This window comes from Thermorhabdus hydrogeniformans (genome assembly GCF_049310025.1).
In the GTDB taxonomy this organism is placed as follows: Bacteria; Bacillota; Thermosediminibacteria; order Thermosediminibacterales; family Tepidanaerobacteraceae; genus JBJYKD01.
The window spans coordinates 1-7,218 of sequence record NZ_JBJYKD010000057.1 but is presented as its reverse complement, the minus strand read 5'-3'; the positions used below and the strand labels follow the sequence as shown (position 1 = coordinate 7,218).

6 protein-coding genes are annotated in these 7,218 nt (G+C 40.9%); all 6 read right to left on the bottom strand.

Annotated features, from left to right (window positions below; all coding sequences use genetic code 11):
• Window positions 1–506: 506 nt before the first annotated feature.
• From ACKX14_RS15275 to ACKX14_RS15250, 6 genes are read right to left on the bottom strand one after another with little or no spacing between them, the layout of a single operon-like run.
• Entirely contained in the window at window positions 507–1,316 is an 810-nt protein-coding gene (locus ACKX14_RS15275) for a Nif3-like dinuclear metal center hexameric protein (protein ID WP_422449181.1), read from the bottom strand.
• A gap of 4 nt (window positions 1,317–1,320) precedes the next feature.
• Window positions 1,321–2,283 (bottom strand): ABC transporter ATP-binding protein, encoded by a 963-nt coding sequence (locus ACKX14_RS15270; protein WP_422449178.1) that lies wholly within the window; start codon window positions 2,281–2,283, stop codon window positions 1,321–1,323.
• An 11-nt stretch (window positions 2,284–2,294) separates the two neighbouring features.
• Window positions 2,295–3,257 (bottom strand): ABC transporter ATP-binding protein, encoded by a 963-nt coding sequence (locus tag ACKX14_RS15265; RefSeq protein ID WP_422449176.1) that lies wholly within the window; start codon window positions 3,255–3,257, stop codon window positions 2,295–2,297.
• Between the two features lie 9 nt (window positions 3,258–3,266).
• The gene (locus ACKX14_RS15260) at window positions 3,267–4,829 is read right to left on the bottom strand and encodes a glutathione ABC transporter substrate-binding protein (RefSeq protein ID WP_422449174.1); all 1,563 of its coding nucleotides are present in this window, start codon (window positions 4,827–4,829) and stop codon (window positions 3,267–3,269) included.
• A gap of 54 nt (window positions 4,830–4,883) precedes the next feature.
• Entirely contained in the window at window positions 4,884–5,780 is an 897-nt protein-coding gene (locus ACKX14_RS15255) for an ABC transporter permease (protein WP_422449172.1), read from the bottom strand.
• A gap of 11 nt (window positions 5,781–5,791) precedes the next feature.
• Window positions 5,792–6,733, bottom strand: a complete 942-nt coding sequence (locus ACKX14_RS15250; protein ID WP_422449170.1) for an ABC transporter permease — start codon at window positions 6,731–6,733, stop codon at window positions 5,792–5,794.
• Window positions 6,734–7,218: the final 485 nt, after the last annotated feature.

Here is a 7,218-nt window from a genome sequence, read left to right as displayed (position 1 = left end):
TATCATGGCAAACCCGCCGCCCAGGGTAAATGCGCCGATTTTAAAAAAAGCCCAAAACATGAGCAAAAGTTCCCCCGGCCCCAGCTTTTTTATTTTTCCACTCAACGCATATCACGTCCCTTTTTGTAATTTCTCCTTTAATGCTATTATATCATGCCTTCTTTTACTAGTAACTGTACAACCATCAAGCTCAACCTTCGTACAGAAATCGCTGCAGGATGGTTTTAACAAAAACGCCATTGAAACAAAAAAGATTCCCTCCCGTCGCGGCCACGGTATCTGGTGTTGCCATAAGCTCGCCGGGAAATATAATGTACAAATTGTGCTGTAATAATACTATGAATTTGGATATAGTGACATATACTCTGGCCCTTACTATGATGGCAGGGTGATTTGCGCTCCAGAGAAAGATAAGCAATGCTCTCTCTTTGTAAAACTTTAAATCTAAAGAGAACTACATTTTAAGCAGTCCTTTTACTATAATTTTAGAATGGAGCCGAGTCAGTTTAAATTATTCCGCTAAATGTGGTAACTTCAAGTCCTTCTTTTCTAAGCCTATTTACAAACGGATTAATACCTACAGAGTCGCTGGCGATGTGCCCCGTGACTATCAAATTTCCCATATTTTCGTCTTTTAGTTTCTTGTAATCTGCATATGATATGTGTATATATATTACTGTCTTAACACCTGCTTTATAATAAGCCCTGGCAACTTCATAGCCTCCATTGGTATAGGCACCATGAGCTACCACTGTTTTTCCTGCTATAGATTTTCTATCCCCAATCAGGACACTAACATCAGTCCTGGCCCTCTTAAACTCCTCTATTTCATAAAGCCCGTCCAATATATCTTCCAGGGTGGCATCCTGTTTCTCTAATACCTTATCTACTTTCTCCTGCATTATCCTGCGTCCAATCTCATCTAACGGCTGATGAATATTTAAAAGCGGCATACCTAATAGCCTGGCCACAGAGACCACCCTGTCATAATTTGAGGAGCTGGCTGTAATTTTTATGTTCTCCATCTTATCCTCTACAGCCTTTAAGGCTATCTCTTCCGGCACACCGGCCTTTACCATCAGCTTCACATGGTCTTTATATACCTTATATGCATTTACACAAGAAGCGAGCGGATGATGGGATATTACTGCGTCATACCCCATCATTTTGGCCATATATATATCTGACTCCTCAATATCTATCCCAAAAAGAACCCTTTTTATATTATTCCCCTCAATATAAATCTCTGAGTCCTCTGGTATACTTTTAAAACCCGACATTTCTAAAGCAATTCTCATGATATCGTCGGTATTCAATCTATCATCTCCTGTTATGGCAGGCTACCATATGTCCCCCGCCAATATCTATAAGTTCTGGCTCTACCTCATTGCAAATGGCAGTTCTTTCAGAACACCTGGAGGCAAACCTGCACCCCGGTGGAAGGTTGATAGGGCTTGGTACATCCCCCTCCAGTTTAATCCTTGAATGCCTCTTAGTTGGGTCCGGAATAGGAATTGCTGTTAGGAGTGCAGCGGTGTATGGATGCTGTGGCCTTGAAAAGAGTTCTTTCTTGTCTGCCATCTCTACTATCTTCCCGAGATACATAACTGCTATATTATCACTTATATGTTTTACCACTGCCAGATTGTGAGCTATAAATATATAGGTCAAATTAAACTGCTCCTGGATATCTTTAAGAAGGTTTATTATCTGGGCCTGTATAGATACATCCAGGGCTGATATTGGTTCGTCGCAAACTATGAGCTTCGGATTACAGGCCAAAGCCCTTGCTATACCTATCCTCTGCCTTTGACCACCGGAAAATTCATTTGGATACCTGTGATAGTGCTCTCTTTTTAACCCAACTACATCCAAAAGCTCTATAATGCGTCTCTCTCTGGCCTTTCCCTTGGCTATCCTGTGCACATCAATTGCTCTCCCTATTATCTCACCAGCAGTAAGTCTTGGATTTAGAGATGAATATGGGTCCTGAAATATTATCTGCATCTCTTTTCTTTTTGCTCTAAGTTTTTCTTTGTCTAGCGCTGTAAAATCAACTCCCTCAAAGTAAATCTTCCCATCTGTCGGCTCATAGAGCCTGAGTATGGTCCTGCCTGTGGTAGACTTACCACAGCCTGACTCGCCCACAAGCCCAAGTGTCTCACCCTCTTTAACCTTAAAAGATACCCCATCAACAGCTTTTATATAGTTTACTGTCCTTGAAAAGAAACCGCCCTTCACAGGAAAAAATTTTTTGAGTTCTTTAACCTCTAAAAGTTCCATAAATCCACCTCTTATACATACTTGAAACACCTAACCTGTCTTTCTCCAATATTTACAATAGGCGGTTCCTCTTCATGGCATATATTTTCAGCGCAGACACATCTATCTTTAAATCTGCATCCTTTAAAATTTCCAGTAAGTGTCGGCAAGGTACCCTCTATAGACTTTAGCCTTTCTTCCTCCCTGTCTATCCTTGGGATGGAATCCATAAGACCTCGTGTATATGGGTGGAGAGGAGAGGAAAAGATACTGTTAACATCGGCGTATTCCATGACCTTACCCGCATACATTACCACAACCTTGTCAGCCATCTCTGCTACAATTCCCAGGTCATGGGTTATTATCATCACTGACATATTTAGCTTTTCCTTCATATCTTCTATCAGTTCCAGAATCTGGGCCTGAATTGTTACATCCAAGGCAGTAGTTGGTTCGTCAGCTATAAGAAGGTCTGGCCTGCAGGATAGGGCCATGGCAATCATCACCCTTTGCCTCATACCACCGCTCATCTGATGGGGATAGTCATCTATCCTTTTTTCAGCAGATGGGATGCCCACCATCCTCAGCATCTCTATTGCCTTTTCTCTGGCCTCTTTTTTGCTAATATCCTGGTGAATTACCATGGCCTCTATTATCTGATCACCTATGGTAAAAAGCGGATTTAATGATGTCATGGGATCCTGAAATATCATTGCTATTTTATTGCCACGTATCATCCTCATCTCATATTCCCGTTTGATAAGCAACTCTTCCCCTTTGAAGTTTATTGAGCCACCAATTATTCTGCCTGGCGGATTTGGCACAAGCCTCATCACGGAAAGGGCAGTGACACTCTTGCCGCTGCCCGACTCTCCAACAATCCCTAGTGTTTCACCCATCCCTACCTCAAAGCTAACCTCATCCACAGCAGGTACTATGCCGTCAATCGTATAAAAATAGGTTTTTAGGTTATTTACTTTTAAAAGCGTGTCCAATTACATCACCTATTCTTTATATGCATTATTCAATCTAAACTCTCCATTTGGTTCGAATATAATACCCTTTACATTCTTCCTGGCAGCCATTGTAACTACATCATTAAACATAGGCACCCATGCCACATCATCTGTAAAGGCTATGTTCGCCTGTCTTAAATAATTATACCTCTTATTCTGATCGACGGTAACCCTTGTCTTCATGATGAGCTCATCCATCTCAGGCTTGTCGTACCTCGAATAGTTTGAGGCGCCAATATTTGAAGAATGGAACTGTGGATAAAGTAGCTCTTCTCCATCACCTGTCACATTCATCCAGCCATTCAAAAACATTTCTTGATTACCTGCTTTGCAGTATGCCAGGAATGATGCCCAATCCATAACATTGAGTTCTACATCTATACCCACTTCTTTTAACTGGGCCTGGATAAATGGAGCCATTTTCATATAAATGTCGGTATTTCCAACTGTAAGTGTGGTCTTAAATCCATTGGGATACCCGGCCTCAGCTAAAAGCTGTTTTGCTTTTTCAGGATCGTAATCGTACCCGTGTTGCTCTATTTCCTCATGATAACCAAAGAGTTTAGGACCGATTATGCCCCTTGATTTATACCCAAGACCATTTAATGTTTCTATATAAGCATCCCTGTTAATAGCATAAGATATGGCCTGTCTTACCTTTAGGTTGTCAAAGGGCTTTTTCTTAAAATTAAAGCCCAGGTACCTTGTGGGATTTCCCTTTATTTCTGTCACTTCAACATCAGGGTTATTTTTTAGCCTATCTAATTGCTCGGGTGGTATCCCCACCAGGAAGTCTGCCTCTCCCGTTTCAATCATAGATACTGCTGTAGCCATTTCAGGTACGACCTTAAATGTAACTTTATCAAGTTTGGGTGCACCCTGCCAGTAGGAAGGGTTTTTCTCCAGGGTGATATGATCTCCGGGTATCCATTCAACAAACCTGTACGGCCCGGTGCCTGCACCAGTAGGATTTCTATTGATATCTCCATTCTTATCTGCCTTAGGATTTACTATGGAGAGGTTATCATGGGCTAAAGCCGTAAGCATTATTCCATAGGGTTCCTTAGTATGGATAATGACCGTATAGTCATCCGGAGTCTCTATGGAGCTTACGGATTTTAATAGGCTTGCCCTTGGAGAACCCGTCTTCGGGTCCATTATCTTTTCATATGTGTATTTTACTGCTTCCGAGGTAAACGGTGTACCATCCTGGAATTTAATACCCTTTTTGAGCTTTATTATCCATGTGTTTTCATCAGGGTTTTCATAGGATTCTGCGAGTAGAGGCTTTATTTCCCCTGTCTTGGGGTCCCTCATAAAAAGTGTCTCATAAATATTCCTTATTACATTGCTGGATGCAGAATCATTGGTGAGTATAGGTGAAAGGCCCACCGCATCTGTCATGGATACATATGTTATTTCTTGAGGTGCTGTTTGTGTTTTTTCAGTCTGGGTTTGCTGGTTATTTGTCTGCGTTCCTGAAGAACATGCTGTTAATGTAAAAGTCAACATCAGGACAATAATGAGCATTGTAAATAAGCTTTTCTTCAATGTCTTCTTCCCCCTTTAAATTTTAAACTGAACTAAAAGAATAAACATTTAACTTTATAATGCATTTTTAAGGTTGGGGTCCAGGGCATCTCTCAAGCCATCGCCTAATGAATTGAAGCCAAAGACCACTAGAATTATGGCAATGCCAGGTAAAAGTGTTATGTGTGGTGCCTGGAATATATAGTTTCTGCCGGTAGACGCCATAGCACCCCATTCAGCAGCGGGAGGTTGCGCCCCCAGTCCTAAAAAGCTTAATGTAGCCGCTGATAGTATTGCTGTGGCAAGCCTCATTGTGGCATACACTACTATAGAGGAGACACAGTTTGGCAGTATCTCTCTAAAGAGTATCATTGAGTCAGTCTCTCCCAATGCCCTAGCAGCTGTGATATAGTCCATCTCCTTTATATAGAGGACTGTACCCCTAACAACACGGGATATGGTTGGTATTGACCATATTCCCACAGCTATTATAACATTGGTAATACCAGGCCCTAAGGCAGAAACTATGGCCAGAGCCAACAGTACACCGGGGAACGCCAACATGATATCTACAATCCGCATAATAATACTGTCTATAGAAGAATAATATCCTGCCAGAAGTCCTAATATCACCCCAAAGACCAGGCCAAACCCCACCGAACTGAACCCCACCAGAAGAGATAGCCTTGCCCCATATATGAGCCGGCTCAACATATCTCTGCCGTATTCGTCTGTACCCAGGATATGGCCTGGAGAGCCTGGCTTTAAAAGCCTCACCGTCAGGTCCTGTTTATATGGGTCATAGGGTGCTATCACCGGTGCCAAAACACCCAAAATTATGAAACAGAGGACAATGGCCAGCCCTGTTAGCGCCAGTTTATTCTTTTTAAGGTGTTTCCACAGGTCTATGAAAGGGCTTTTTCTTTTATATGTTTCCTCCATGTACTTTATCATCTGACCTGTTTCACTCATAAATTATCCCCTCACCTGTATGAAATTCTTGGGTCTATGGCAGCATATAGCAGATCCACCACAAGATTTATGAGCACAAATGTTGTGGCGACCACCAGGACCGTCCCCTGGACCATAGGAAAGTCCCTGGCATTTATACCCTGCACCATAAGCCTACCAATACCATTGATGGCAAAGACAGACTCTACAACAACAGCCCCGCCAAGCAGACTTCCAAAGTCTATTCCAATCACCGTTATTATTGGTATAAGAGCATTTTTAAAGGCATGCTTCATGATCACAATAAACTCACTTATCCCCTTTGCTCTGGCCGTCATTATATAGTCCTGATGTATTATCTCCAGGACAGATGAACGAGTCATTCTGGCAATCATGGCAGATGAATTAAACCCTAGTGTAATAGCAGGAAGTATAAGATGCTTAAGGCCGTCCCATGTCCATATCTGCCCATTAAATCCTGAGATTGGCAGTATCTTAAACTCCACACAAAAGATTACTAGCAGGAGTAATCCAATCCAGAATGTTGGAGCAGAAATACCAAGGATGGAGATAGACATACATAAATGATCAAACCACGAATTTTGCCTTATTGCAGATATAATCCCTGTGGTAACACCTATAATGATTGCTATCAATGCACTGAACAGGGCCAGGCTGAATGTATTTATATATCTTGTAGCAATAGCCTCCGATACGGCCTGGCCAGTTTGGAAAGAATAGCCCAAATCTCCTCTTAACACCCTCGACATATACCTAAAGTACTGCACATAGGCAGGCTGATCAAGGCCTAGCTTCGCCCTTATATTTGCTATCTCTTCACTAGTAGCAGTAGGACCCGCGATCACCTCTGCCGCATCACCAGGTATAAGATAAATCATTAAAAATACAACAACGGAAACGCCAATCAATACAGGCACTAACTGCAACAATCTCTTAACAATGTAGCCCGTCAAATCCTCTCCCCTCCCATTTTAAATTAATATTCAGATAAACTGTAACAAGAAGCTTTATATTTCAGCCACAGTCAATACATGATGTTTTTTAATGAATTTATACAATTGAATTTAGAAAAGAATGAAAGAAATGTAAATAGATATGAGAGAAGTGCCATGAATTCTAAGACCTTTTTGCTTAATAAATATGTTAATGCCTAACAATGGTTTCGTTCAGTTTATTTACAATAATTAATTTCAAAGCATCAAAGGGTTATGGGGGCCTAAAAGCCAAAGTCTTGTAATTTAGCTATAGATTCAACCGAAATTTATAGTGATTGAATTAATTTGAATTGATTGTATTTATTTATAGTTTATATTAAGTCAATATTATGGTATATTAACATTGTTCAATTTTATATCAAAAATCACTAGCGTTGCATAAAATTTTTTAATAAAAGTCAAGTAAAAACTTTGTATACCTTAATATTACATAAATGATAATT